This window comes from Rhodovulum euryhalinum, assembly GCF_004342445.1.
Classification (GTDB): Bacteria; Pseudomonadota; Alphaproteobacteria; order Rhodobacterales; family Rhodobacteraceae; genus Rhodovulum; species Rhodovulum euryhalinum.
Genome location: NZ_SLWW01000019.1, coordinates 18,114 through 43,099, shown reverse-complemented (window position 1 = coordinate 43,099; position 24,986 = coordinate 18,114). Strand labels below are relative to the sequence as shown.

Genomic DNA, 24,986 nt, shown 5'->3' with positions numbered 1-24,986 from the left:
CCGCCGCCGTCTCCTCCAGCGTCGCCGCCTGGTTCTCGGTCCGGTGCGAAAGATCGTCCGACGCCCCGCCGATCTCCTCCGCACGCGCGTGGATCGTGCCCGATGTCTCGTGCAGCGCACCGATCAGGTCCGCGAGGCTTGCCAGCGTCGCGTTGTAGTCGTCGCGCACGCTGTTGTAGCCCTCGCCCAGATCGTCATGGATCGGAGCCGTGAGATCGCCCTCGGCCAGCCGCTGCAGACCCGAGCCGAGGATGCCGACCAGCGCCGCACGATGGGCCTGTGCCGCCTCGCGTTCGCGCGCCAGTGTCTCGACCTCGTGCAGGCGATGATCGCGGAAGACGGCGATGCCGTCGGCAAGATGGCCAAGTTCGCCGCCCCGGGCCTGCGCCGATGAGACGTCGATCTCGAGATCGCCATCCGCAAGGCGCTTGAGCTTGCCGATCATCTCTTCGAGCGTCCCGGTGATCCGGCCGCCCATCAGCGCCGCGCCGACAAGTCCAAGCAGCAGCGCCCCCGCGGCCGCGCCAAGCGCGATCAGCCGCATCTCGTTCTTGAGCGCCAGATAGGCCGCTTCCGGCACCATCACGTGCAAGAGCCCGACGGTCGCGCCCGAGTAATCCTTCACCGGAAAGGCCGCCGCCATGTAAAGCGCGCCGCCGATGGCGATCTCGCGTGCAGCCACCCCGGTCTCCTGACCGGCGCGCACATCCTCGGCCGTCAGCAGCGGCGCACCCTCGATGCTGGCAACGCTGCGGTTGAGCGACGCCGAATCCGATGTCGCGAAGGACGCGACGTCGGTGCGGGGCAGCACGTAGAATTCCATCTCTGCCTCGGATTCGGCCACGATGGACTGGAAGAAGGCGTCGTCGATGCTGAACCCGATCTCGATCGTCCCCACATGGGCGCCCTGATGTGCGATCGCGGCGATCCCGCGCACGGCGACGCCGCCGCGGCCAAGTTCGAGCCCGGTGACCGCGGCGCGTTTCGCGTTGGCCTCGACCACGGTCTGGCGAAAGCCGGACAGGTCGTCGCCGAACGTGTCGGGCTTGTTGACGCGGAAGAACGAATGGGAGTCGGGCGTATGGAAGTGGAACTGGCGCACGCCCTGAGTATCGCGCATTTCGGCAAAACCCGGCACGAACAGATCGTTCAGAACCTGCCGGTCGCCCTTGGCCACGGCCTCCTCGACCACGGGCATCCGGGCCACCATGGTCGCCATAGACAGAGCGTTGTGGAACCGGTCCTCAAGCGCGGTCTGGAAGCGCAGGCGCACCATCTCGAGTTCGCGCTTGGTGCCCTGCTCGATCATGCCGTTCATGCCGACCAGCATGGGCACCAGCACGACAAGGGCGGACAGCGCGACAGAGGCCGCAATGGAAAGGATGATCTTGGACCGGAGCGACATGACACTTGTTCCTGAGGATAGTGAAAATTTTAGGTTCATCGGCAGCTTCTGACGTCAAAGATTGGCCGAACTGCGTGAACAAGAGCCTAATTCGAGAACCATTCCAGGGCTTAATTTGGGCACTTGTTTCCGGCTCTGCACAAAATATGGACTGCCCGCCCGCAACGCCCCGTTTCGGGAAACAAATCAAGGTTAACAGGTTCCGACCCGCTCGGTTCGCGGGTGCCCCTGCCGAATTCGTACCGGTCGCCCCGGACAGCCGGGCTGGACCCTGGCTTCGATGCCGGTTCCGGTCCGGCGGGATCGGGTCGATGCGGGATCAGGCACAACGAGACCCCCGTCGCGACGGGCCCGCCGCGGGAATGGCCGCGGCCTCGCGACGAACCGGTGGGCGAAGGGCGGCGCGGCCTGGCGCCTTGCGGGCCGGACTGTCCGAAATCGTCAGCCCGTTGGCAGTTGCGCGGCCGACTGGCCGGCGTGATGGCGTGGCGGAGGGCGCCTTGCGCCCCTGAAATGGCGCCGCGGCCCTGCCCGTGCCGGACAATCCGTCGCAACCCGGGTCCGTATCCGGCGGCACCATGCGGAGGCGCGGCCTGCGGCCCATGGCAGCTGATTCGTCGGGTTTTCCAGGGTCGCAGTCGTGCGAAGCCGTCCCACAGGTTGCAAGGAACCGTGAAGGGGCGCGATATCTGCCGGCGCATGGCGCCGGCGTGGCGAGGAACATGCCGCGGGGATGAGCGCGGCGTCTAGCCGATCAGGCCGGCGCGATCACCCAGACGTTCATAGTGACGCTTCAGGCGTTGCAGGGCGATCCGGAGCACGATCTTGCCCGACCGCGCCGACCAGCCCATCCGCTCCTCGACCTGCTCCATCCCTTCAAGAAAGCAGCAACAGCGCAGCACCACGTCGCCAAGCCCGGGGCCGAGGTCGCGCAACGCCGAGGCGACCCGCTCACGCGCGCCCATCGGGCCATCGAGGGGACCATTGCCGGGCTGGAATCCGCCACGATCAGAGCCGGTGAGAAATCGATCCCAGTTCTGCGCAACCCGCGGGCCCATCTGCGCGACCTCGAAATCCTCGCGCAGCCGCTCGCCGGCGGCGACAAGATCGGGTGTCAGGAATGGCGTGCCGTCCTTGTCGCGGCGCCGGCCAAGGATCGACAGAGGTGATTCGGCGCGGTTGTAGCGGATGCGTTCGGCCTTGTCGGTGGTCGCCGTTTCACAGTCGCGGTGCTGGTCGGCGAAGGGCGCGGGCGCTTCGGCGAAACCGGGCCGGGCCGCCTCGTCCTCGGCGAGGATGCGCTTGAGCGCCGCCCGGCCGGCCTGGGTGATCTCGTAGACCGTGACGCGCCCGCGTGAACGGCACGAGATCCAGTCCTTCAGCGCAAACATCTCGGCCGCCGTGCGGTCGACGACCGCGACGCGGGTGGTGTGCCCATCCGGCCCCTCCCGCAGAACAGCCGCCTTTTCCATGTCGCGCGCGACGGCGAGGAAGGCGCCCGGCTCGTTCAGGCGGCGCAGGATGCGGCGCGCGTCGCCGGTTGTGGTGGCGTCGTCCGCCGTCGGACGGACCGAGCGCAACGTGGCAGTCATCGAAGGGATCTCCTTTGGCGGTAAGGCAGTGCGGGCCTGTGCGCCCAGCCGGGCGAGGGCCTCGTCGACAAGGGGGTCATCGCGCTGGGTCTCGATCCGCCTTACCTGGCGGAGCACCGTCGAGGGATGACAGCCTTCCTTGCGCGCGAGCGCCCGGAGCGAGCAGCCACCCTCGGTATGGGCGAGATACCAACGGGCTGCCTGGGGCAGCCAACTCGGCGCGCCATTCGTCGGCGTGACGCAATCCATGATGCGGCATCCTCCTGATCGTGATGCACCCGGACGGGTCTTGGGTCTACCTTTACCGCATGCAATCCAAGGTTGAATTGGTTACCGTCCGGTTAACAAAGAACACGTTGCTGAGTATTGTTTCTAAACGGTAAAGAGTTCTGAAACCTCCGTACGCAGTAATCCACAGTCGCGCAACACCCGTCAGGGTTGTGCGATGTTGGCTGCGATCAAATCATCGGAGGCTCTGCCATGTCCTACGTTCCCGCGCCGCTCGCCCAACTCCGCCGCCCCCGCCTGATGGTTCAGGCGGCGCGCTTCGGCCTTGCCGACTATCGCCGTGAGCGCGATCTCGCGCGCCTTCTTCCGGGCGCCCGCACGACCAACACCGAAGCGGTGGTCGATCGCCTGATCGAGGCCGAGGCCCGAATGGACGAACGCCGCCAGGGCGGCGACGCAGGCTATTCCTACGCCCGCCACATCGAGATCCTGATCGCGCTGATGGCCGAGGCACGGGCCTTCGCGGCGACCCATCCTCCGCTCAGCATTGCGGCCTGAGCGGCCTCAGACAAAGGCGTCGGGCATCTCGGCCTTGCGCCGCGCGACATGGGCTTCAAGCGCCTCGCGCACGCCCTCGTCCAGCGGTGGCGGCTGATACTGGGCCAGAAGCCTTTTCGCCCACTCGGAGGCCAGGGTCGCGGTGTCGCGCGCGCCTTCCTCGTCCCAGGTCTCGAACGGCTTGTAGTCCAGCAGCTCGGAGCGCCAGAACGCCCGCTGGAAATTTGCCTGCGTATGGGCGCAGCCCAGAAAATGCCCGCCCGGCCCGACCTCGGCCAGCGCGTCCATCGCCTGCGCCTCCTGGTCCATCGCCACGCCCGCGGCCATCTTGTGCAGCGCGCCCAGCTGGTCGGCATCCATCACGAATTTCTCGATGCTCGCCACCAGCCCGCCTTCCAGCCAGCCGCAGGCATGCAGCATGAAGTTCACGCCACCCAGAAGCGCAGCGTTCAGCGTGTTCGCCGTCTCGTAGGCCGCCTGCGCATCGGGCAGCTTGGATCCGCACAACCCCCCGCCCGACCGGAACGGCAGCCCCATCCGCCGGGCCAACTGGCCCGCGCCGAACAGGATCTGGCTGGCCTCGGGGGTACCGAAGGTGGGCGCCCCCGAATTCATGTCGATCGAGGTGACGAAGGCGCCGAAGATCACCGGGGCGCCGGGGCGAATCAACTGTGAATACGCCACGCCCGCCAGCACCTCAGCCAGCACCTGGGTCAGCGTGCCGGCAACCGACACGGGCGCCATGGCACCCCCGACGATGAAGGGCGAGACGATGCAGGCCTGGTTCGCCGCGGCATAGACCTCGAGCGCGCCCATCATCGTCGCATCGAAGGTGAGCGGCGAGTTGATGTTGATAAGCGACGTCATCACCGTGTTTTCCGCGACGAAGTCGCGCCCGAACAGCACCTCGCACATCTCGACCGAATCACGCGCCCGCGAGGGTTCGGTCACCGACCCCATGAACGGCTTGTCCGACAGCGTCATGTGCGCCAGCAGCATGTCGAGATGGCGCTTGTTCACGGCCACGTCCGTCGGCTCGCAGACCGTGCCGCCGGAATGGTGCAGCCATTTCGACATCTGGCCCAGGCGCACGAAGCGGCGGAAATCCTCGATCGTGGCATAGCGCCGCCCGCCGTCGAGATCCCGCACGAAGGGCGGCCCGTAAACCGGTGCCAGCACAAGGTTTCGCCCGCCGATCTCGACATTGCGCTCGGGGTTGCGGGCATGCTGGGTAAAGCGCGCGGGGGCGGTGGCGCAAAGATGCCGGGCAAGACCGCGGGGCAGGCGCACCCGCTCGCCCTGGACGTCCGCCCCGGCCGCCCGCCAGCGGTCCAGCGCGGCGGGATTGTCGACGAAGCTGACGCCGATCTCTTCCAGCACGCGCTCGGCATTGGTCTCGATGATCTCCAGCGCCTCGAGGGTCAGCAGTTCGAAATCGGGAATGTTGCGCTCGATGAAGCGGGCGGTCTCGACCGACAGGCCGGTGCGCGCCGCGCGCCGTGCCGCACCGCCGCCCGCCCGGCCCCGTCCGCGCGCGCCCTGCAGTTCCGCCTCGCCCATGCATATCTCCTGTCGCTGGTCGTCTCAGCCGCCCCGGTATCTAGCGCCAAGACCGCACCGGGGGCGGCCGATTTCCGCCCTTTCCATTGCCAAGTGCGACATCTGCGCCCCGCATCGGTGCTGCGTGCGGCCCGCAAGCGTATCCGGACCAGACCGTGGCCCCGAGGGCCGCCCCGTCTTCCCTGCGCAAAAGGCCGAAAGGCTGCGCGGGCGGCGGCGGCGCAGGCTTGCGCGCATCCCCGACCGGCCCTATCAGACCTGACATGACCCAGCATGACCGCCTTCTCATCATCGACTTCGGAAGCCAGGTGACCCAGCTGATCGCGCGGCGCCTGCGCGAGCTGAACGTCTACTGCGAAATCCACCCCTACCAGACCGTCACCGACGCCTTTCTGGCCGACTTCGCACCGAGGGCCGTGATCTTTTCAGGCGGACCGGATTCGGTGACGCGGCCGGGCAGCCCGCGCCCGCCCCGGTCGGTCTACGACCTTGGCGTGCCGATCCTCGGGATCTGCTATGGCCAGCAGGTGATGATGCAGAACCTCGGCGGCCGGGTCGAGGCGGGCGAGCACGCCACCGCCGAATTCGGCCGCGCCTATGTTGAAAGGGCGGGTGAAAACGACGACTTCCTGTCCGGCTGGTTCCGCGACGGCCGCGAACAGGTCTGGATGAGCCACGGCGACCATGTCGCTGAAATTGCACCGGGTTTCCAGGTCCTGGGCACCTCGCCCGGCGCCCCCTTCGCGATCACCGCCGACCCCGCGCGCCGCTTCTACGCCGTGCAGTTCCACCCGGAGGTGCACCACACCCCGAACGGCCGGACGCTTTACGCGAATTTCGTGCAGTTGGCGGGCTTCACGGGCGACTGGACAATGGGCGCCTATCGCGAGGAAGCCATTCAGAAAATCCGCGATCAGGTGGGCGGGGCCAAGGTCATCTGCGGGTTGTCGGGGGGCGTCGATTCGTCGGTCGCGGCGGTGCTGATCCACGAGGCGATCGGCGACCAGCTGACCTGCGTCTTCGTCGATCACGGGCTTCTGCGGCAGAACGAGGCCGAGGAAGTCGTCGCGATGTTCCGCGACCACTACAACATTCCGCTGATCCATGCCGACGAGTCCGACCTGTTCCTCGGCGCGCTGGACGGCGTCTCGGACCCGGAGGTCAAGCGCAAGACCATCGGCAAGCTGTTCATCGACGTGTTCCAGAAACACGCCGCCGAGGTCGGTGGGGCCGAGTTCCTGGCGCAGGGCACGCTTTACCCCGATGTCATTGAATCGGTGTCGTTTTCCGGCGGCCCCTCGGTCACGATCAAGAGCCATCACAACGTCGGCGGGCTGCCCGAGAAGATGGGGCTGAAACTCGTGGAACCCTTGCGCGAGCTGTTCAAGGACGAGGTCCGCGCACTGGGTCACGAACTGGGCCTGCCCGCCAGCTTCATCGGCCGCCACCCCTTCCCCGGCCCGGGCCTCGCGATCCGTTGCCCCGGCGAGATCACGCGCGAAAAGCTGGAGATCCTGCGCAAGGCCGACGCGGTCTATATCGACCAGATCCGCCGCCACGGGCTGTATGACGAGATCTGGCAGGCCTTCGTCGCGATCCTGCCCGTGCGCACCGTGGGCGTGATGGGCGACGGGCGGACCTACGATTTCGCCTGCGCACTGCGGGCGGTCACCTCGGTCGACGGCATGACCGCGGATTACTACCCGTTCAGCCACGACTTCCTGTCCGAGACCGCCACGCGGATCATCAATGAAGTCAAAGGCATCAACCGGGTGACCTATGACATCACCTCGAAGCCGCCGGGCACGATCGAGTGGGAATGACCCCGCCATGAGCGAGGCCAATATAGGCCGTGCGGCGCTGTGGATGACCGGGGCGATCGTGTCGTTCTCGTCCATGGCGGTGGCGGGCCGCCAGGTCACGTTCGAACTCGATACGTTCGAGCTGATGCTCTACCGCTCGCTGATCGGGATCGTGCTGGTGGTCGCCGTCGCCGGCCTTGCCGGGCGGCTGGGCGAGGTGTCGCGCCAAAGGCTCGGCCTGCACCTTGTGCGCAATGTCTGCCATTTTGCAGGGCAGAACCTGTGGTTCCTGGCAATCGCGCTGATCCCGCTTGCGCAGGTCTTCGCGATGGAATTCACCGCGCCGCTCTGGGTTGCGGTGCTGGCGCCGCTGGTCCTGGGCGAACGGCTGACCCGGGCGCGGGCGCTGGCGGCGCTGACCGGGTTTGCCGGCATCCTGATCGTCGCCCGCCCCGATCCCGCGGCGCTGGAGCCCGGCGCGCTGGCGGCGCTGGGGGCGGCGATCTGCTTTGCCGGCTCGGCGCTGTTCACCAAGCGGCTGACGGCGAGCCAGTCCATCGTTTCGATCCTGTTCTGGCTGACGGTGATGCAGGCCGCGATGGGACTGATCTGCGCCGGGGCCGACGGCGCGATCGCCTGGCCCACGGCCGCGACATGGGTACCGCTTGCGGTGATCGGGGTGGCGGGGCTGGTGGCGCATTTCTGCCTGACCAGCGCGCTGATGGTGGCTCCCGCCAGCATCGTCATGCCGCTCGATTTCCTGCGCCTGCCGGTGATCGCCATCGTCGGCATGGCGCTCTATGGCGAGCCGCTGGAGGCCGCGGTGTTCCTTGGCGCGGCGGTGATCCTCGTGGCGAACGTCCTCAACCTGAGATCGGAACTGCGCCCTCGACAACACGCATGACGACAAAGCCGCGCGCGCGGGCCCTAACGCAGCGTTTGCAATTGACCGTTCGAGGCCGGTCACACTAGCGTCATCCCGGAAACAATGTGTCTGGGAGGGAAGATGAAGCATCTGGTGACTGGCACCGTCCTCGCCGCCCTCGGCGCAGGTGCCGCCCATGCCGGTGGGGTTGAACGGTCAACCCAGTCGGTCGGGATCCTGTTCGAGAAGGGCAACTACGCCGAGTTTTCCTTCAGCTATTTCGAGCCCAGCGTATCGGGCCGCGTCGGCGCCCCTTTCGCCCCGGCGGGCTCGGGCAACATGCTTGATAGCTTCACCAATGTAACGCTGGCCTACAAGCATGCCCTGACGGACCAGATCGACCTTGCCATCGTGTTCGATCAGCCGATCGGCGCCAATGTCGATTACCCGCTGGGCACGGGCTATCCGATCCAGGGCACGACGGCGGAACTCAAGAACAATGCAATCACCGGCTTCATCCGCTACAAGCTGCCGTCCAGCATCAGCCTGATCGGCGGGGTGCGGGTGATGCAGACCTCGGGGATCGTCTCGATCCCGAACCCGCCGCCTGTCCCGGCGGCGCCGCCCTATGCGCTGAAAACATCGGAAGAAACCGATTTCGGCTATGTTGTGGGCGTGGCCTGGGAAAGGCCCGAGATCGCGGCCCGGGTGGCCCTAAGCTACAATTCCGCCATCACCCATGATTTCGACGCCACCGAAAGCAGCATCCTGACCGGCGGGTTGCCGGTCGCGGGCACTTTCAAGACCGAGATCCCGGAATCGATCAACCTGGAATTCCAGACCGGGATCGCGCCCGACACGCTGCTCTTCGGCTCGATCCGCTGGGTGAACTGGACCGAATTCACCATCGACCCCGACGAATACCGCAATGTCTATCCAGGCAACGCGCTTGTCGATTAAGAGGATGACCGGATCACCTACAATCTCGGCCTGGGCCGCAAGTTCAACGAGACCTGGTCGGGTGCCGTTCTGCTGGGCTACGAGGAAAGCAACGGCAACATCACCGGCAACCTTGGCCCAACTGATGGCTATACCTCCATCGGAGTCGCAGCGACCTATACCCGCGACAATATCAAGCTGACCGGCGGCCTGCGCTATGTCGATATCGGTGACGCGACCAGTCGCAGCCTGAACGGCGATTTCCGCGGCAACTCCGGCTGGGGCTTCGGCATGCGCGTCGGCTATTCGTTCTGAGCGGGCCTTCGGCCCGGTCCCGCGACGCCCGGCCCTTCGGCCGGGCGGATTCGTTTGACCGCCCCGCAGCCGCCCGCTACCAGATGGGCCGGATTTGCAGAGGCGACCGGGCAGATGATCTACGGAACAGGCGAGGAGTGGCGCGCGGCGCCAAAGAAGCGCGTCCTTCTGTTCGGCATGTCCGGGCTGGGCAAGACCCATGTCTCGACCATGCTGCGGACGCAGGGCGGCTGGTTCCATTACTCGGTCGATTACCGCATCGGCACCCGCTACATGGGCGAACTGATCGCCGACAATTTCAAGCGCGAGGCGATGAAGGTGCCGCTGTTGCGCGAACTGTTGCTGTCGGACAGCGTCTACATCGCGTCCAACATCACCTTTGACAACCTTGCGCCGCTGTCGACCTATCTCGGCAAGCCGGGCGCACCCGAGCGGGGCGGCCTGCCCTTCGACGAATACATGCGCCGTCAGGAAGAACACCGGCTGGCCGAGATCAGCGCGCTGCTGGACACGCCGCGCTTCATCGACCGGGCCGAAGATCTTTACGACTATGGCAATTTCGTCTGCGATTCGGGCGGCTCGATCTGCGAGGTGGTGGACCCCGAGAACCCCGAGGACGAGGTCCTGACCACGCTGTCCCGCCACTTGCTTCTGGTCTGGATAGAGGGCACCGAGGCGCATACCGCGGACCTGGTCCGCCGCTTCGACCGGGCGCCGAAACCGATGTACTACCAGCCCGACTTCCTGCACGCGGCCTGGGCCGCCTATCTGGACGAGACGGGCCTGACCGAGGCCGAGGTCGACCCCGACGCCTTCGTGCGCTGGACCTATGCCCGCGCGCTGGCCCATCGCCGGCCGCGCTATGCGGCGATGGCGCGGAACTGGGGGGTCAAGGTGGCGGCGGCCGACATGGCGGCGCTGCGGGACGAGGCCGATTTCGTCGACGCAATCGCCGCGGCAATCGACCGGGCCCGGGGCTGAGCCCATGGCGCATGGTTGTCAATATTCTCGCGCCTTTCGCCAATCGCATCCCCTGTCGATCTGAGCAGATTGCACGCATGTCGTCACCGGGAAAGCCCGGGCATTGGACATCCCCGGGCGATCGCATTATCTGGCTTCTACCCGACCCGGAGCGAGGCGTTCGATGCCCATCAAGATCCCCGCGAACCTGCCCGCCTTTGAAGTGCTGACCCGCGAGGGCGTGATGGTGATGGGCGAGGAGGCGGCAGCGCGCCAGGACATCCGGCCGCTCAGGATCGGGCTTCTGAACCTGATGCCGAAGAAGATCCAGACCGAGACCCAGTTCGCACGCCTGATCGGCGCGACGCCCGTGCAGATCGAACTGAGCCTGATCCGGATGACCGAGCACCAGACCAAGAACACCGCGTCCGAGCACATGGAGGCGTTCTACCGCCCCTTTGCCGAAGTCGAGGCGACAGGCGAAAAGTTCGACGGTCTCATCATCACCGGCGCCCCGATCGAACACCTGCCCTTCACCGAGGTCACCTACTGGGACGAACTTGTCCGCGTGATGGACTGGACCCAGACCCATGTCCATTCCACCTTCGGCGTCTGCTGGGGCGGGATGGCGATGATCTACCATTTCCACGCCGTCGAAAAGCACATGCTGGACCACAAGGCCTTTGGCTGTTTCCGGCACCGCAACCTTGCCCCCGCCTCGCCCTATCTGCGCGGGTTTTCGGACGATTGCGTGATCCCGGTCAGCCGCTGGACCGAGATGCGCCAGCCAGAGATCGACGCGGTCCCGGGGCTGGTGACGCTGCTGGGCAGCGACGAGGTGGGGCCGTGCCTCATCGAGGACCAGGGCCACCGCGCGCTCTACATCTTCAACCATTTCGAATATGACAGCGACACGCTGAAACAGGAATACGACCGCGACGTGGCCAATGGCACGCCGATCAACGTGCCCCTGAACTACTATCCCGGCGACGATCCGTCGAAGGCGCCGCAGAACCGGTGGCGCAGCCATGCGCATCTGCTTTACGGCAACTGGATCAACCAGATCTACCAGACCACCCCGTTCGAGATCGACCGGATCGGAACCCCCTGCCCATGACCGCGCAGTTCCCGCCGACCGGAGTGGTCTTCGACATCGACGGCACCAGCGTCCATGCCCACCAGGAGGGCGCGGGGCCGGATGTCATCCTGCTGCACGGGGCCGGCGGCAACACCGGCGATTTCACCTTCGACCTGATGGGGCGGCTGACCGGCAGCTTTCGGGTGACGGCCTTCGACCGGCCGGGGCTCGGCCACACCGACGCGCTGCATCCCCATGGCGAAAGCCCCTTCGAACAGGCCGAAATCCTTGAGGCGGCGGCGGTCCGGATGGGGCTTGGACCCGCGGTGCTGGTCGGCCATTCCTTCGGCGGCGCGGTGGCGCTGGCCTGGGCGCTGGACCATCCCGCGCGCGCCGCGGCGGTGGTCTCGCTCGCCGGCGCCGCGATGCCCTGGCCGGGCGGACTTGGCCCCTGGTACGAACTGGCGTCGACACCCTTCGGCGGCGCGGTCATCATCCCGCTGATCGCGGCCTTTGCGCCGCGCGCGCTCGCCCACCAGACGATCGCCCGGATCTTCGAGCCCGACCCCGTGCCCGAGGGCTATGCCGAGCATATCGGGATCGAGCTCAGCCTGCGGCCGGACACGATGCGGGCCAACACGCGGCAGGTGAACGGGCTGAAGCCGCATATCCGGGCGATGGCGGCACGCTATGGCGAATTGAAGATGCCGATCGAGATCCTGCACGGCACCGCCGACACCATCGTGCCGATCGACATCCACTCGCGCGCGCTTGCCGAACGGGTGCCCTCGGTCAACCTGGTGGAACTGCCGGGCGTCGGCCACATGCCCCACCATGCCTGCCCCGATGCCGCGGTCGACGCGATCCTTCGCGCGGCCGCGCGGGCGGGGCTGCGCAAGACCGCCTGACTGCACGCCCCCCGTGGCCCTTTGGCGCCCGGCCGCTATATAGGCACCGAGGGAGCACGAAACCCATGCCGACACGACGCACCATGACCGCCCTGATGGCCGCCTCGCTGCTGTCCGCCTGCGCCCGGACCGGTCAGCCCCCGTCCGAGGCGCCGCCGGATCGGGCCGCGCAACTCTACCCGCCGACGGGCCGGCTTTTGCAGGTGCGCGGCCGCACCGTGCATGCCCATGTCGAGGGGCGCGGCCCGGCGGTCATCCTGCTGCACGGCGCGTCGGGGAACACGCGCGATTTCACCTTTTCGCTGGTCGGACGCCTGGCGCGGCGCTACCGCGTCGTGGCTTTCGACCGTCCGGGCCTTGGCCATTCCGACCCGCTGCACGGAAACGGCGAAAGCCCGGCCGAACAGGCCGCCCATCTCGACGCCGCCGCGGCGCAGCTGGGCATCGGGCGGTCCGTCATCGTCAGCCATTCCTATGGTGCGGCGGTCGCCATGGCCTGGGCGCTGAACCATCCTGCCCGCGCCGCGGGCGTGGTCACGCTGGCCGGGGTCACGATGCCCTGGCCGGGCAATCTGGGCGGGTTCTACAGCTTTGCCTCCAGCGGGCTGGGCAGCGCGCTTCTGTCCACGTTTGCCGGGCGCAGCACCGCCGAAAGCGCCGCGCGGCGGATCTTTGCGCCGCAGCGCCCGCCGGCGGGCTATCTCGACTATTTCGGCATCGAACTGGCGCTGCGCCCCGCGTCGCTGCGCACCAGCGCGCGCCAGGTGGACGGGCTGAAACCCCGGCTTGCGGCGATGGCGGCGCGCTATCCGGGCCTGAAGACGCCGGTCGAGATCGTCCACGGTACCGCCGACGGCGCCGTCGGGATCGACATCCATTCCCGCGCACTCGCCCGCCGCCTTCCCAATGCGCGGCTGACCGAACTGCCGGGGATCGGCCACATGCCGCATCACGCGGCCCCCGCCGCCACGCTTGCCGCCATCGACCGCGCCGCCGCCCGCGCCGGATTGCGCCCGCGCGCCTGATCGCCATACTGGCGAAAACCGCGACGGAGGCGTGCATGAAGGACCTGCCATTCGAAGGCGCGATCACGAAATTCTTTCGCGAGGAGATCGCCGGGGACATCCGCGAGGCGATCGAGACGGGCGACAAGGACGACATCCTGTCCGCCACCTTCCCCTACCGCAAGCGCATGGAAGAGAAGGAGTATTACGACCAGCTCGAGGCGCTGCAGATCGAACTGGTCAAGCTGCTCGCCGACGTCAAGGAAACCGGCAAGCGCGTCGCAATCGTCTTCGAGGGCCGCGACGCCGCGGGCAAGGGTGGCACGATCAAGCGGTTCCGCGAGAACCTGAACCCGCGTGTCGCGCGCCTTGTCGCCCTTCCTGCGCCGTCCGACCGGCAGAAGACCGAGTGGTATTTCCAGCGCTACATCCCGCACCTGCCCGCAGGCGGCGAACTCGTGTTCTTCGACCGGTCCTGGTACAACCGCGCCGTGGTCGAACATGTCTTCGGCTTCTGCACCCCCGATGAGCGCGAGCGTTTCTTTACCCAGGTGCCCGAGTTCGAAAAGCTGCTGGTCGACGAGGGGATCGTGCTGATCAAGCTGTGGCTGAACGTCGGCCGGGCCGAACAGCTGCGCCGCATGTTGAAACGCGAGGCCGACCCACTGAAACAGTGGAAACTGTCATGGATCGACGTCGAGGGGCTGAAACGCTGGGATGCCTATACCGCCGCGATCCGCGACACCTTTGCCCGCAGCCATACCGGCCCCGCACCTTGGACGGTGATCCGATCCGACGACAAGTGGCGCGCGCGGCTTGCGGCGATCCGGCGGGTGCTGGCACGGGTCGATTACGCGGGCAAGGATGCGAAGGTGGTGGCCGCGCCCGACCCGCGGATCTGCGGCGGCCCCGAGATCTGGGATGTCTAAGCGCGGCTATCACCACGGCAACCTGCGCCAGGCGCTGGTCGAGGCGGCACTGGATCTGATCCGCGAGAAAAGCCCGCAGGGCTTTACCCTGACCGAGGCCGCCAAGGCCGTGGGCGTTACCCCGGCCGCGGTCTACCGCCATTTCCAGGGCCGCGAGGACCTGATCGCGGAATGTGCACGCCAGGGCTTTGTCATCTTCGCCGACCTGATGGAACATGCCTACCAGACCGGCCAGCCCTCGGCGCTGGCCAGCCTCGAGGCGGTCGGCCGCGCCTATCTTGCCTTTGCCCGGAAATACCCTGGCCATTACATGGCGATGTTCGAATCCGGCCTGTCGCTGAACGCCAATGCCGATCTCTGCACCGTGGCCAACCGCGCCAGCGCGGTACTGGAACGGGCCGCGCAGGCATTGTCGCGTCACATCCCGCCCGAAAAGCGGCCGCCGGTGGCGATGGTCTCGGCGCATATCTGGGCGATGAGCCACGGCGTGGTCGAGCTTTACACCCGCGGCACGCCCGGCGCGCGGGCGCCCTTCCCGGCCGAGGATCTGCTGGAAACCGGGATCGGCATCTACCTGCGCGGCCTTGGCCTTATCCCGGCCGACGCCTAGCCGGCGGCCTTGCGCGACCGCCACGCCTTCCAGCGCCGCTTCCAGCGCCGCGACATGTCCTCGGTCCGGCGGGCGAAGAGGTCCGCGGCCAGCGCCTGCGCCTCGGTTTCCAGCACGCGCTGGCGCGCGGCGATATGCGCGCGGAACCCGGCCCACAGACCGGCCGACCCCGGCAGATCCGCGGCCGCGGCGATCCAGGCATCCAGCACCGCAAGATCGTGGTGATCGCCCAGCAGTTCCGACAGGTCGCGCAGGCGGTCGGCGCGCCGGTCCAGCGCCTCGGGGTCGAGGGGCTGCAACAGCCTTGTGTGGTACCAGTGGTATTTCACCGCCTTGCGCCAGTCGTGGATCACCGCCGTCCCAGGGCTCTCGGCGGCAAGCTTTCGGTCGCGGCGGGCGCGGGCGAACACCTTTTCCAGCCCCGGCCGCATCGCCTTGAACCCGTCCTTGCGCAGCGTCCAGCCCTGGGCGCGCTCGCGCAGCGCCACCATGTCGGCGCGGAACGCGGCGAGGTCGTCCTCCACATGGCCCCGGGCTGCGGCGGCGTCGCGCAAGCCCACCAGATGCGCGCGGATCGCATCGAAACCCTCGGCTCCGGTCGCAGCCACCAGCTTGTCGAAGGTCTCGACCACGCCCTCGCGGTCGCGCAGCCCCGACAAGCGCCGCGCCGCATCACGGATGGCCGCGTTCTCGGCGGCATAGTCGGGAAACCGGGACCGGACCAGCCGGATCAACCCGCGCAGCCGCTTGGCGCGCTTGCGCACCTGGTGGACCTTGTCGTGCAGGTCCATCGCCGGGTCGTCGATCTCGGCCAGTGCCGCGTCCAGTTCCTCGACGGCGATCCGCCGCAGCGCCGCCTCGCAGCTTTCGTCCGATCGTTTCAGCCGATAGGCCATGGCCCCTTCCCGCGTCCGCCCCGAATCCGATCCAGAGCGGTATTCCGTTCGTATGACATTTCGTTAACGCAGGCCAATGACCAAGAGAGGCCAACCCGATGCGCGACTTTTCGAGTGTCGTTCTGCTGGCCATCCTCCTTGCCGGGCCGGTCCGGGCTGACCCGGCGGCCGAAGCTGTTCAGGGCGTCATCTCGCGCCAGATCGAGGCGTTCCTTGCCGACGATTTTGCCACCGCCTTCGACTTTGCCTCGCCGGGCATCAAGGGGATCTTCGGCACGCCGGACCGGTTCGGGCAGATGGTGCGGAACGGCTATCCGATGGTCTGGCGCCCGGGCGACCTGCGCTATCTGGAATTCGACGGCGAGGCGGACGCGCGCCGCCAGGTGGTCGAGATCACCGACCGGGCGGGGCGGGTGCACCGGCTGGAATACAGCATGATCCTGACCGGTGAAGGCTGGCGGATCGACGGCGTCAGGATCCTGCCAGCACCGCCGCCGATGGCCTGACCCCGCCCGTCAGCCGACGATCAGATCGTCCGGCCGCAGCAGGAAGGCCTTGCCGAACCCGCCGTTCAGATGCCCCGCCCAGGGCATCAGCCGGACGAAATGGCAATCCGCGAAATCGACGTAGAGCCTGGCCTTGGGCTGGATCCCCAGATACCGGGCGCGCAGTGCCGCGTGATCGGGCGCATCGCGGTCGATGAACTCGGCACGCGCCTCGATCGTCAGACGCGGATGGGCCAGCGGGTCGCCCTTGGGCTCGGGCTCACCCACCAGAACCGAACAGACCGGCGCCTCGCGCAGCGCGCGGGTGTGGGGTGCAAGGTCCGAGATCAGCGTCAGCGGCACCCCGTCAGGCCCCGGCGCCAGCGCGATCCGTGTGACAAAAGGCAGCCCGCCCCGCATCACCGCAAGTGCGCCGAACCGCGCCTCTTCGATCAGCCGGCGCGCCAGGGAGCGGGCCTCGTCGTCGGCGGGGCGAAACGGATCCTTCTCGGGCATGGCGTCCTTTCTTCAGGGTGCCTCTGTTTGATCGGCCGCGGATGATGGCGTCACTCGCCTTTAAGTTGCATGGATGCGGTCGGCCATCAAGTCCAGTCTCGATGCGCGCCGTCCACAGCGGCTGCGCATAATAGCACCAAACCCAGTGCCGGGGGCACAAGGCTGTTGACACCTGAATATAGCCGATCAGCCGTTGGGGGCCAGCCATGCGCCCGCCGGGGCGGGCTTCGATGTCAGGCGAACAGCACCAGCGAACGCGCATCCCAGGCCACGCGGGCCTGTTCACCACGTTCCAGCACCGGCCGTCCGACGAGGTTCTTCATCGAGATCGTCATCGGCTTCTCGACCCCGTCCAGCCGCACCTCGTAATAGGTCATGTCGCCGTAATAGGCGCGATCCTCGACCACCCCGGTCGCAACCCGCCGGTCGGTGGTTTCGCCCGGGAACAGGATCGACATGGTTTCGGGACGGATGCCCACGCTCTGGGTTTCGCCGGGGTGCCAGCCGCCCGGCAACTGCTCGGGGTCGATCACCGCCCGGCCCAGCCCGGCGGCCTCGACCTCGATATGCGTGGCGTCGGTCACCGTGGCCTTGGCAGGCAGGAAGTTCATCACCCCGATGAACTCTGCCACCTGGCGGCTGACGGGGCGGCGGTACAGCATCTGCGGCGTGTCCAGTTGCGCGATCTGGCCCTCGAACATCACCGCGATCCGGTCGGACATGATCAGCGCCTCTTCCTGATCGTGGGTGACCAGGATGAAGGTGATGCCCACCTGCCGCTGCAGGCGGCGCAGTTCCATCTGCATCTGTTCGCGCATCTTCTTGTCGAGCGCCGAGAGGGGTTCGTCCAGCAGCAGCACCTTGGGTTCCAGGATCAGCGCACGCGCCAGCGCCACCCGCTGGCGCTGGCCGCCCGACAGCGCATGTGCCGCGCGCGCGCCATAGCCCTTGAGGCCCACCATATCGAGCGCCTCTATGACCTTGCGTTCCTTCTCGGCCCGGCTCAGCGGCTCGCGCCGAAGGCCGAAGCCCACGTTCTGCGCCACCGTCAGATGCGGGAAGATCGCGTAGGACTGGAACACCATGTTGGTGGGCCGCACGTTCGCCGGCACCCCCTTCATGTCCTTGCCGTCGATGGTCAGCCGCCCGCCCGACAGCTCCTCGAACCCCGCGATGGTCCGCAACAGCGTGGTCTTGCCACAGCCCGACGGCCCCAGAAGCGAAAAGAACTCGCCCTGCCGGATCTCGGCCGTGATCCCGCGAAGGGCGTAGTAGTCGCCGTAGTACTTCTCGACCTTCTCCAGCGTGATGATCGGCTGGGCGGCGGCACGCGTGTCTTTCAAAGGAACCCTCCGGCGTCTTTCTGCCCGGTGCGCGCGGCACCCCGGCGGCGGAAATATTCTGCAATCGTCAGAAGCAGGACCGAGGCCACCACGAGGATCGTCCCCAGCGCCATGACCACCGGCAGCTTCTGCGGAAAGCGCAACTGGCCCCACAGGTAGACGGGCAGCGTCGGATCGGTCCCGGTCAGGAAGAAGGCGATGATGAACTCGTCGAGCGAGATGGTGAACGCGATCAGCAGGGACGAGATGATCCCCGGCATCACCAGCGGCAGCGTGATCAGCCGGAAACTGGACAGTTTCGTCTCGCCAAGGTCGATCGCGGCCTCTTCCAGCGAGGTATCGAGGCCCTGGAAGGCCGAGTTGAGAATCGCGATCGAGAACGGCGTGGCGATCAGCACATGGCCAAGGATCACCGTCCACGCCCCCAGCGACAGCCCCAGTTGCAGCAGCACCACCAGCAGCGAAACCGCCACGATGATCTCGGGCAGAACCAGCGGCAGCATGATCAGCCCCATGATGCCCTTCTTTCCCGGAAACTCGAACCGGGTGGCCGCGCGCGCGGCAAGGATCCCGAGGCAGGTCGCCAGCACGGCCGAGGCGACCGCGATGGTCAGGCTGTTCAGGACAGCGGCGTGCAGCGCCGGGATCTCGGTCAACTGCCGGAACCATTCGAAGGTAAATCCCCGCAGCGGAAAGGCGATCACGGTGCCGTCATTGAACGCAAAGACCGGCAGCAGCGCGATCGGCGCATAGAGGAAGGCGAGGTAGAGAACCGCGTAGACATGCAGCGACCGTTTCATCGCGGCGCCCTCAGGAAGCGGCGGGTCAGCGCGATGAAGATCAGCGCCACGGACCCCACCATCGCCATCGCCAGCACCGCGAGCGCGGCCCCCATCGGCGCGTTGTTGAGTTTCAGGAACTGGGTCTGGATCATGTTCGCGATCATCAGCCCGTCGGGCCCGCCCACCAGCCGCGGCGTCACGTAGTCGCCGATCGTCGGAATGAAGACGATCAATACCGCCGCCACGACGCCCGGCATCGCCAGTGGCAGGGTGACCCGGAGAAAGGTCATCACATAGCCTTCGCCCAGGTCGCGCCCCGCCTCCAGCAGCGTCCGGTCGATCTTTTCAAGGGCCACGAAGATCGGCAGGATCGCGAAGGGCGCATAGGCATGGGCCAGCGTGATGACGACCGCGTTCACGTTGTAGAGGATGAAGGTCAGCGGCTCGTCGATGATCCCCAGCCCCATCAGCGTCGTGTTGAAGACGCCGTTATAGCCCAGGATCACCTTCCACAGGAACACGCGGATCAGGTAGCTGGTCCAGAACGGGATGGTGATCAGGAAGATCCACATCGCCTTGCGTTCGGGCGGCACGTAGAACGACACGAAATAGGCGATCGGAAAGGCGGTCAGCACCGTCGCCGCGGTCACCGCCGCCGAGATCAGCAGCGACCGCAGCAGCAACTCGCCGTAAAGCGGGTCGGTGAACGCCTCGCGATAGTTCTTGAGCGTGAGCGTGGTGTCGAGCGTCAGGTAGTCCTGCGTCCAGAAGCTGAACAGCAGGATCGCGCCAAGCGGCACCGCCAGCAGCAGCAGCGCATAGGCCAGCGGCGTCGCCACCAGAAGGTAGCCCTGCGCCGCCTCGCTCCGGCCGAACCGCGGCCCCGTGCTCCTGTCGCTCATCCGTGTCGCGCGCCTCCAAAGTCCGCCCGGATCATGGAAAGGGATGTCCGCCTGTGCAAGTGGGCGCATGCGTGCGGGGGGCGAAAAACCGGGCAGCTGCCCGGAATTGCAGCAGATCGGTGATCCCCCCGATCGGCATCCGCCACCATGCGGCCGAATTTGTCGCAGGATCGGCACCAAAACCGCTGCGCCCAACTCTTGCGAAACCCCGGCGGGCGGGCGTTGCGCACGCGCTGCGGCATCTGCCGTCATTGTGGGGGCCCGGCAGAACCGCACGGGAGATTCGGGTCCTAGACCCCCTCGGGCCGCGCGATCAGCGCCCCCGCCACCCAGTCGGACTGGTTGTGGAAGGCGCGGACCAGCTCGACCTCGTCAGCCGTGCAGCCCAGCAGCAGTTTCAGTTCGCCATCGCGCTTGGTCAGGTCAAGCGAGGCCACAACCGCCGCCACCCGCCCGCGGTCGCCCGACCCGCACCACACGTCCACCCCGTCGCCGTCGATCGCCCGCGTCCCCTCAAGATAGCCGTAGTCCAGCGGATAGGCGATCTGGGGAAACCGCGGATGGGCGCTGCCGCGCGGACGGTCGATCACCACGCGCGTCCCCGCGACGAACCCGTCGGCAAAGGGCCAGAACCGCTCGGGCGGGCCCACCGCCCGCATCAGGCCAGCCTGTGGCGCGCCCGCGCCGCGCGTTCGATGGCCGCCGCCGCCAGCCGGTCGATGTTCAGCTCATAGCGGATCTCTTCGAGCAGGCGCAGTTCCTGCTCGCCCAGCCGCCCGTCCGCCGCGGCCACGTCGCAGGCCATGACATAGGCGGTTTCATGCAGCTTCTCGGGCAGCGCCTCGCGCACCAGCCCGAACAGCGCATCCAGCCCCTCGTATTCCTCGAACAGGTCGAACACGGTCTGCGCCACGACCGGAATCCGGTCCACGTCGTAATCGGCGAAGACCGGCAGGTGGTTCACCATCCGCTCGATGGTCACCAGCTCCGCGGTGCGGATCGCCTCGTCCGAGGCGGACACCGCCACCATGATCGCGACCAGCGCGTCCTGCGGCGTCATGGGGGTTTCGGGCTGCATCCTGGCTCTCCTCGGGGCGATGTTGCGGCGCAGAATATTGACGCCGGAGCGGGGGGGCAATAGGACAAGAGGCTTGCCGGGCAAGGGGCCCGGCGCGCCAAGAGAGTATGCAAGATGACCGACCTGCGCGATGCCGCCATGAACTCCAGGGCCTGGCCCTTCGAAGAGGCGCGCCGGCTGGTCAAACGCTATGAAAAGGCGCCGCCCGCCAAGGGATACGTGCTGTTCGAGACCGGCTATGGCCCCTCGGGCCTGCCCCATATCGGCACCTTCGGCGAGGTGCTGCGCACCACGATGATCCGCCGCGCCTTCGAGGCGATCTCCGACATCCCCACGCGGCTGTTCTGTTTCTCGGACGACATGGACGGCATGCGCAAGGTGCCCGGCAATGTTCCCGACCAGGACATGCTGAAGGAACACCTGCAACGCCCGCTGACCGCCGTGCCCGACCCGTTCGGAGAATACGAAAGCTTCGGGCACCACAACAACGCGATGCTGCGCCGGTTCCTCGATACCTTCGGGTTCGAGTACGAATTCTATTCGGCAACCGAGTTCTACCGCTCCGGCGCCTTCGACGACACGCTGCGGCTGGCCACCGAACGCTATGACGACCTGATGGCGGTCATGCTGAAATCGCTGCGCGAGGAACGCCAGCAGACCTACTCGATCTTCCTGCCGATCCATCCCGAGACGGGGCGGGTTCTGTATGTGCCGCTCAAGAATGTCGACGCGGTGAACCACACCATCACCTTCGACGACGAGGATGGCCGGGAATGGACGCTGCCGGTGACCGGCGGGCAGGTGAAACTGCAATGGAAGCCCGATTTCGGCGCGCGCTGGGCCGCGCTCGGCGTCGATTTCGAGATGTATGGCAAGGACCATTCCACCAACACCCCGATCTACGACCGGATCTGCGAGATTCTGGGCGGCCGCAAGCCCGAGCATTTCACCTATGAGCTCTTCCTCGACGAGAACGGCGAGAAGATCTCGAAATCGCGCGGCAACGGCCTGACGATCGACGAATGGCTCAGCTATGCCGCCACCGAAAGCCTGTCCTACTTCATGTACCAGAAGCCCAAGACCGCCAAGCGGCTGTGGTGGGACGTGATCCCCAGGGCGGTGGACGAATACCACCAGCAATTGCGCGCCTTCCCGGGCCAGGATCTCAAGGCGCAGATCGACAACCCGGTCTGGCACATCCACAACGGCGCTCCCCCCGAAAGCCGGATGGTGGTGCCTTTCGCGATGCTGCTGAACCTCGCCTCGGTGGCGGGCGCCACGGACAAGGCCGGGCTGTGGGGCTTCATCCGTCGCTATGCGCCCGAGGCATCGCCCGAGACCCATCCCGATCTCGACGCCGCCGCAGGGTTCGCCGTGCGCTATTTCCACGATTTCGTGGCCCCCAGCCTGCACTTCCGCGCGCCCGACGCGCAGGAACGCGCCGCGATGGCGGATCTGGTGGCCCGGCTCAAGGACTGGCAGGGCGGGCTGGATGCCGAAGAACTGCAAAGCCTCGTCTTCGCGGTGGGCAAGGATCATGGCTTCGAGAACCTGCGCGACTGGTTCAAGGCGCTCTACGAGGTACTGCTGGGCCAGAGCCAGGGCCCCCGCTTTGGCGGCTTCATCGCGCTTTACGGCGTGGCCGAGACGGTGAAACTGATCGAGGACGCGCTGGCGCGGGCGTGAATGTCAGCGCCGCTGCCCACTTCCTGCCTGCGCGATCGGGCAAGGGCAGCGGCCGCCGAACCCGGCGCGGACCCTATTCGCCCATGATCTCTTTCAGGCGTGTCTCTTCCTCGGGGCTGAGCCCCGCCGCGCCCGGCGTCTCGCGCCCGCGGCGGCCGCGGATGTAGAAGGCGGCGACGATCATACCGAGCCCCAGCATCGCCGGACCGGCCACATAGAGCACAAGGTTGGATCCGGTCGCCGGCGGCTTCAGCAGCACGAATTCACCATAGCGGCCCACCACATAGTCCAGAACGTCCTGGTCCGAATCCCCCGCCGAGATGCGTTCGCGCACCAGCATGCGCAGGTCCTTGGCCAGCGAGGCGTTCGAATCGTCGATGCTCTCGTTGCGGCAGACAAGGCACCGCAGCCCCTTGGACAACTCGCGCGCCCGGGCCTCCAGCCCGGGATCGTCCAGAACCTCGGACGGCTCGACCGCAAGGGCCGGAGCGGCAAGGACAAGCGAGAGGATCAGTGTCAGCCGTTTCAGCATCTGTCCCTCACTCCGCCGGCATGGGTGCGGCGCCGCGGTCCTGGCGCGCGCCCGCGGCCACCCGCACACGGCGGTCCGACAGGCTCAGCCCGCCCCCCAGCGCCATGATGATCGCCCCCGCCCAGATCCAGTTGGCGAAAGGCTTGATGTAGCTGCGAACCGCCCAGCCGCCGCCCTCCTGCGGGTCGCCGATCACCAGATAGACGTCGCGACGCAGCCCGCTGTCCAGCGCCGCCTCGGTCGTCGGCATCCCCGCCACCGGGTAGATGCGCTTTTCCGGGTGAAGCGTCGAAACCCGGCGATCACCCCGCCAGACGCCCATGGTCGCCGTCGTCGAGACGTAGTTGGGCCCCTGCACCCGCTCGACCTTGTCCAGCGTCACGCCATAGCCGCCCACCTCGAACCGCTCGCCGATCTGGGCCACGCGGATGTCCTCGACCTGCCAGGCCGTGACCCCGGCGATGCCGATCATGGTGATGCCCAGCCCCGAATGGGCCACCGCCTTGCCCCAGTCGGCCCGCGGCAACCGGGCAATCCGGCGCAGCCGATCGACGATCCCGGCCCGCCCGGCCCGCAGCCACAGATCGACCGCGGCGCCCGCGATCAGCCAGGTGCCAAGGGCGACCCCGACCGGCCCAAGCGCCGTGCGACCCGTCTGCATCGCCCAGGCCAGCGCGCCCAGGGCCAGCGCCAGGGCCAGGGCAGGCACCAGCGCGCCCCCGGCCCGCCCAAGCCGCGCCCGTTTCCAGGGCAGCAGCGCGCCCAGCGGCAGCAGGATCGCCAGCGCCACCATGAAGGGCGTGAACGCCATGTTGAAGAACGGCGCGCCAACCGACAGCTTGCGGCCAAAGGCCATCTCGGCGACCAGCGGCCAGATCGTGCCGACGAAGACGACAAAGGCCGCGACCGCCAACAGAATGTTGTTGAACACCAGCGCCGTTTCGCGGCTGACCGTGCCGAACACGCCCTTGGCCTCCATCACGCTGGCCCGCGCTGCGAAAAGCATCAGCGCGCCGCCCATGAAGACGCCGAGGATCAGCAGAAGAAACATCCCCCGTTCCGGATCCGAGGCGAAGGCATGAACGCTGGTGATGATCCCCGACCGCGTGATGAACGCCCCGATCAGCGAAAAGCCGAAGGCGACGATGGCCAGCAGGATCGTCCAGCTTTTCAGCGACTCGCGCTTTTCCACGACGATGGCGGAATGAAGCAGCGCAGCCGAGATCAGCCAGGGCATGAAGCTGGCATTCTCGACCGGATCCCAGAACCAGAACCCGCCCCAGCCAAGCTCGTAATAGGCCCACCACGACCCCAGCGCGATGCCGATGGTCAGGCAGATCCAGGCCGCCAGCGTCCAGGGCCGCACCCAGCGGCCCCAGGCGGCATCGACGCGTCCCTCGATCAGGGCCGCGACCGCAAAGGAGAAGCAGATCGAAAGCCCCACATAACCGAGGTAGAGGAACGGCGGATGGAACGCCAATCCGGGATCCTGCAACAGCGGGTTCAGGTCGCTGCCATCGAACGGGATCGCGGCCATCCGCTCGAACGGGTTCGAGGTGAAAAGGATGAACGCGAAGAACGCCGCCGAGATTGCCGATTGCACCGCCAGCACCCGGGCCCTGAGCGACGGCGGCAGACCGCCGCCGAACCACGCCGCCATCGCGCCGAACAGCGTCAGGATCAGCACCCAGAGGAGCATCGAGCCCTCGTGGTTCCCCCAGACGCCCGAGATCTTGTAGAGCATCGGCTTCAGCGTGTGCGAGTTGTTGACCACCAGGCTGACCGAGAAATCCGACGTGACGAAGGCGTAGGTCAGCGCCGCAAAGCTGAACGCGGTCAGCATGAACTGGGCGATCGAGGCGGGCTCGGCCATGGCCATCCAGCCGCTCCACCCCTTGTGGGCGCCGATCAGGGGGACGACGGCCTGCACCAGCGAGATCGCGAAGGCAAGCGTGAGGGCGAAGTGACCAAGCTCGATGAACATGGGCCAAGTTCTAGACCGCGCGGCCGCCC

General features: G+C 67.1%; 24 protein-coding genes. 12 read left to right on the top strand and 12 right to left on the bottom strand.

Features of this window, described 5'->3' with window-relative positions:
- A partial coding sequence (locus tag EV655_RS17235; protein WP_165905388.1) for a methyl-accepting chemotaxis protein occupies positions 1-1,405 on the bottom strand: 1,405 nt, incomplete at its 3' end.
- Between the two features lie 746 nt (positions 1,406-2,151).
- Positions 2,152-3,246 (bottom strand): DUF6456 domain-containing protein, encoded by a 1,095-nt coding sequence (locus EV655_RS17230; RefSeq protein WP_132546596.1) that lies wholly within the window; start codon positions 3,244-3,246, stop codon positions 2,152-2,154.
- Between the two features lie 231 nt (positions 3,247-3,477).
- On the opposite strand from EV655_RS17230, the gene EV655_RS17225 reads away from it, so the two are divergent.
- A complete protein-coding gene (locus tag EV655_RS17225) occupies positions 3,478-3,783 on the top strand; it encodes a DUF6477 family protein (RefSeq protein ID WP_132546595.1) in 306 nt (101 codons plus the stop codon).
- Positions 3,784-3,789: 6 nt separating this feature from the next.
- Here EV655_RS17225 and EV655_RS17220 read toward each other — a convergent pair whose 3' ends face one another.
- A complete protein-coding gene (locus tag EV655_RS17220) occupies positions 3,790-5,343 on the bottom strand; it encodes a trimethylamine methyltransferase family protein (protein WP_132546594.1) in 1,554 nt (517 codons plus the stop codon).
- A 263-nt stretch (positions 5,344-5,606) separates the two neighbouring features.
- Here EV655_RS17220 and guaA point away from each other — a divergent pair, with 263 nt between their 5' ends.
- The 9 genes from guaA (at position 5,607) to EV655_RS17175 (ending at position 14,753) form a co-directional block, all read left to right on the top strand.
- Positions 5,607-7,166: a glutamine-hydrolyzing GMP synthase gene (gene guaA / locus EV655_RS17215; protein WP_132546593.1), complete on the top strand. Its 1,560-nt coding sequence runs from the start codon at positions 5,607-5,609 to the stop codon at positions 7,164-7,166.
- Between the two features lie 7 nt (positions 7,167-7,173).
- Positions 7,174-8,049 (top strand): DMT family transporter, encoded by an 876-nt coding sequence (locus EV655_RS17210; RefSeq protein WP_132546592.1) that lies wholly within the window; start codon positions 7,174-7,176, stop codon positions 8,047-8,049.
- Between the two features lie 102 nt (positions 8,050-8,151).
- Entirely contained in the window at positions 8,152-8,970 is an 819-nt protein-coding gene (locus tag EV655_RS17205) for an outer membrane protein transport protein (protein WP_243645128.1), read from the top strand.
- Between the two features lie 408 nt (positions 8,971-9,378).
- On the top strand, positions 9,379-10,245 hold the full coding sequence (locus EV655_RS17200) for an ATPase (protein ID WP_132546591.1): 867 nt from the start codon (positions 9,379-9,381) through the stop codon (positions 10,243-10,245).
- A gap of 163 nt (positions 10,246-10,408) precedes the next feature.
- Positions 10,409-11,341 carry a homoserine O-acetyltransferase MetA gene (metA, locus tag EV655_RS17195; protein WP_132546590.1) on the top strand — a complete coding sequence of 311 codons (933 nt, stop codon included), beginning with the start codon at positions 10,409-10,411 and terminating at the stop codon, positions 11,339-11,341.
- Positions 11,338-12,210: an alpha/beta fold hydrolase gene (locus EV655_RS17190; protein ID WP_132546589.1), complete on the top strand. Its 873-nt coding sequence runs from the start codon at positions 11,338-11,340 to the stop codon at positions 12,208-12,210. Before metA ends, EV655_RS17190 begins: the two co-directional genes overlap by 4 nt.
- 65 nt (positions 12,211-12,275) lie before the next feature.
- A complete protein-coding gene (locus tag EV655_RS17185) occupies positions 12,276-13,235 on the top strand; it encodes an alpha/beta fold hydrolase (protein WP_132546588.1) in 960 nt (319 codons plus the stop codon).
- A gap of 35 nt (positions 13,236-13,270) precedes the next feature.
- The gene (gene ppk2 / locus EV655_RS17180; protein ID WP_132546587.1) at positions 13,271-14,143 is read left to right on the top strand and encodes a polyphosphate kinase 2; all 873 of its coding nucleotides are present in this window, start codon (positions 13,271-13,273) and stop codon (positions 14,141-14,143) included.
- Entirely contained in the window at positions 14,136-14,753 is a 618-nt protein-coding gene (locus EV655_RS17175) for a TetR/AcrR family transcriptional regulator (protein WP_132546586.1), read from the top strand. Before ppk2 ends, EV655_RS17175 begins: the two co-directional genes overlap by 8 nt.
- Here the strand turns inward: EV655_RS17175 and EV655_RS17170 are convergent.
- Positions 14,750-15,649, bottom strand: a complete 900-nt coding sequence (locus tag EV655_RS17170) for a CHAD domain-containing protein (RefSeq protein ID WP_132546585.1) — start codon at positions 15,647-15,649, stop codon at positions 14,750-14,752. The genes EV655_RS17175 and EV655_RS17170 overlap by 4 nt on opposite strands.
- Positions 15,650-15,747: 98 nt before the next feature.
- Here EV655_RS17170 and EV655_RS17165 point away from each other — a divergent pair, with 98 nt between their 5' ends.
- On the top strand, positions 15,748-16,155 hold the full coding sequence (locus tag EV655_RS17165; RefSeq protein WP_132546584.1) for a DUF4864 domain-containing protein: 408 nt from the start codon (positions 15,748-15,750) through the stop codon (positions 16,153-16,155).
- A 9-nt stretch (positions 16,156-16,164) separates the two neighbouring features.
- Here the strand turns inward: EV655_RS17165 and EV655_RS17160 are convergent, their stop codons facing one another.
- From EV655_RS17160 to EV655_RS17135, 6 genes are all read right to left on the bottom strand, one after another.
- Positions 16,165-16,650: a HugZ family pyridoxamine 5'-phosphate oxidase gene (locus tag EV655_RS17160; RefSeq protein ID WP_132546583.1), complete on the bottom strand. Its 486-nt coding sequence runs from the start codon at positions 16,648-16,650 to the stop codon at positions 16,165-16,167.
- A 233-nt stretch (positions 16,651-16,883) separates the two neighbouring features.
- On the bottom strand, positions 16,884-17,993 hold the full coding sequence (locus tag EV655_RS17155; protein ID WP_243645127.1) for an ABC transporter ATP-binding protein: 1,110 nt from the start codon (positions 17,991-17,993) through the stop codon (positions 16,884-16,886).
- Positions 17,990-18,793 (bottom strand): ABC transporter permease, encoded by an 804-nt coding sequence (locus EV655_RS17150; RefSeq protein ID WP_132546582.1) that lies wholly within the window; start codon positions 18,791-18,793, stop codon positions 17,990-17,992. Before EV655_RS17150 ends, EV655_RS17155 begins: the two co-directional genes overlap by 4 nt.
- Complete coding sequence (locus EV655_RS17145) at positions 18,790-19,677, bottom strand: ABC transporter permease (RefSeq protein WP_132546581.1); 888 nt, start codon at positions 19,675-19,677, stop codon at positions 18,790-18,792. The genes EV655_RS17150 and EV655_RS17145 overlap by 4 nt, the downstream gene beginning before the upstream one ends.
- A gap of 290 nt (positions 19,678-19,967) precedes the next feature.
- A complete protein-coding gene (locus EV655_RS17140; protein WP_132546580.1) occupies positions 19,968-20,336 on the bottom strand; it encodes an inorganic pyrophosphatase in 369 nt (122 codons plus the stop codon).
- Positions 20,336-20,755 (bottom strand): tellurite resistance TerB family protein, encoded by a 420-nt coding sequence (locus tag EV655_RS17135; protein WP_132546579.1) that lies wholly within the window; start codon positions 20,753-20,755, stop codon positions 20,336-20,338. Before EV655_RS17135 ends, EV655_RS17140 begins: the two co-directional genes overlap by 1 nt.
- 114 nt (positions 20,756-20,869) lie before the next feature.
- On the opposite strand from EV655_RS17135, the gene EV655_RS17130 reads away from it, so the two are divergent.
- A complete protein-coding gene (locus EV655_RS17130; protein ID WP_132546578.1) occupies positions 20,870-22,441 on the top strand; it encodes a lysine--tRNA ligase in 1,572 nt (523 codons plus the stop codon).
- Between the two features lie 73 nt (positions 22,442-22,514).
- Here the strand turns inward: EV655_RS17130 and EV655_RS17125 are convergent, their stop codons facing one another.
- Positions 22,515-22,970 carry a cytochrome c-type biogenesis protein gene (locus EV655_RS17125; protein WP_132546599.1) on the bottom strand — a complete coding sequence of 152 codons (456 nt, stop codon included), beginning with the start codon at positions 22,968-22,970 and terminating at the stop codon, positions 22,515-22,517.
- A gap of 10 nt (positions 22,971-22,980) precedes the next feature.
- Entirely contained in the window at positions 22,981-24,957 is a 1,977-nt protein-coding gene (locus EV655_RS17120) for a heme lyase CcmF/NrfE family subunit (RefSeq protein ID WP_132546577.1), read from the bottom strand.
- Between the last annotated feature and the right edge of the window lie 29 nt (positions 24,958-24,986).